This is a genomic window from Bartonella sp. AP40SXNS (assembly GCF_042195825.1).
GTDB lineage: Bacteria > Pseudomonadota > Alphaproteobacteria > Rhizobiales > Rhizobiaceae > Bartonella.
On record NZ_JBHIPB010000063.1, the window covers coordinates 1 to 1,840 of the forward strand.

The 1,840-nt window shown below is 43.9% G+C and carries 1 pseudogene; it reads right to left on the reverse strand.

Annotated elements, in window-relative coordinates:
• Positions 1-1,840 (reverse strand): annotated as a pseudogene (locus ACFILZ_RS09670) (filamentous hemagglutinin); the annotation flags it as partial.

Genomic DNA, 1,840 nt, shown 5'->3' on the forward strand with positions numbered 1-1,840 from the left:
TCTTTTTCAGGGATGTAAAGCACCGGTGCATAAACATCCATGCCCTTGACCTGTTGGCGCACATAAATCACCATCGGAGCTTCTAGGGACGCCAATTGTTCTTCACTCAAAGCCTCACCAAAGGGGAGATTGTGGGCTTTTGCATAGTCTGCCCCGACATCCAGCAAGGTTTTGACTTGTTCAATGGCATCACTTCCAGGAATAAAGGAACCTTTGCCCAAACCTTGCCCCACAAGATCACGCATTTGTTTTTCAATCAATTCCTTTTCGAAATAAGCATCGCCTAAGAAAAAAATCTCTCTGTCAGGATTGTAACCAATTCTGTTCAAATAATAGGCTGAGCCATAAAACTTGCCGACATCAAGAAATTCTGCCCGCGTTTCATAAATGAAATTTTGATTGGGTAGCGTGCCCCCAACCCCACCCGATTGGGGCTTTGGTAAAGGGAGCCCCTCAGAAAGTTCCCCCGCATTATTGAGATCGACTTTTGGTGTAAAGAGAGCGCCAGCCCCAGTTAAACCACTTAAGGACTCCAGTGGATTGCCTTCAACTGCTTGTGCTTTAAAATGTGCATCCCCTGTAATCGAACCTTCCGCTGCCGTGTTATTGGGTTGATCGACCACCAGATTTAAAGTGCCGCCCGCTTGGACAAGACCAGGAACGCTCTCCAAAGCTTCTGAGCGGATATGACGAAATTTGCCACCGGCTATATCTAAAGAAACATCGCGGCTTCCATCAGCTTTATAGCCATAACAATAACCATTCTGCGTATTGGCATTACAACTCATAAAGGTTTTTTTATAAGCCGTTACACCCAGATTGGTCAGCACACCAGCGTGGATATCGGCATTTCCCCCCGCTTTTATAGTGCTATAATGGTTGTCAATGGTATCAGCATTAATGATGAGATTGCCACTAGATTGTATTACCCCCGAAACAGTTGGTTTATGCGAAAATGCTTGTGTTACAGTCTTTTCTGTCATATGTGACCAATTATTCCATTGATAGCGTTCTATATTACTGTTTGTCTTGTCATATTCCCAAGTAAAAGCCTTATAGACTGTTCCATCGCTTGAAATTGCGGTGCCATAGGTTCCTTCTTTGTTATTCCAAAGTTGCCAATCAAACAGAAAGTCTCGGGGACCTTCAAACCCAAACTCTCTATCAGAAAGACTTCCACTACCCCAACGATCCCAGCCCATATCGTGATATAAATTCCGTTCATTGAGTAAATAATAACCCTCTGGTTTTTCGAATGAAATATCGCTATATTCGGTTTTTTCTGTGATGACAGGCGTGCTATCAGCTTCGTTTTTCAGGGTGTTGGTTTGGATATTTAAGTTTCCACCAGCTTGAATAAAGCCTGCTTTGTTAACAAGGGAAAGACTTTTTCCGCTGCCAGCCGCATTGGTAAAAGATAAATCACCTTCTGCCATTATGGTGCCAAAATCATTCAACAAAGCCCCATCAACTTGTAAAGCACCATTGCCCTTCACATAAATTAAGCCCGTTTTGCTGTTGGTCACATTGCCCGTCACGCTAAAAGCTAAATCCTGCCCCGATGCCAATTGACCGCTATTTCCAAGCTCCCCCGTTTTGATCACGAAATCTCGTGCCGCTAAAACAGAAGTTGCCTTATCCACCATAACGCTTGGAGCAATAAAGAGAATATCTCCAGTCCCCCCCTCATCTGTCACGGCTTGGAGCCGCGCATTGTGAATATCAAGAGCATTGGTGCTTTGAAAGTCTAAACCACCATAAGTCAATTCGCTCTCTGAGACATCAATATGATCTGCAATTAAATACAGCGTTTGCGGCGTGTAAATATGAGAACGATTAT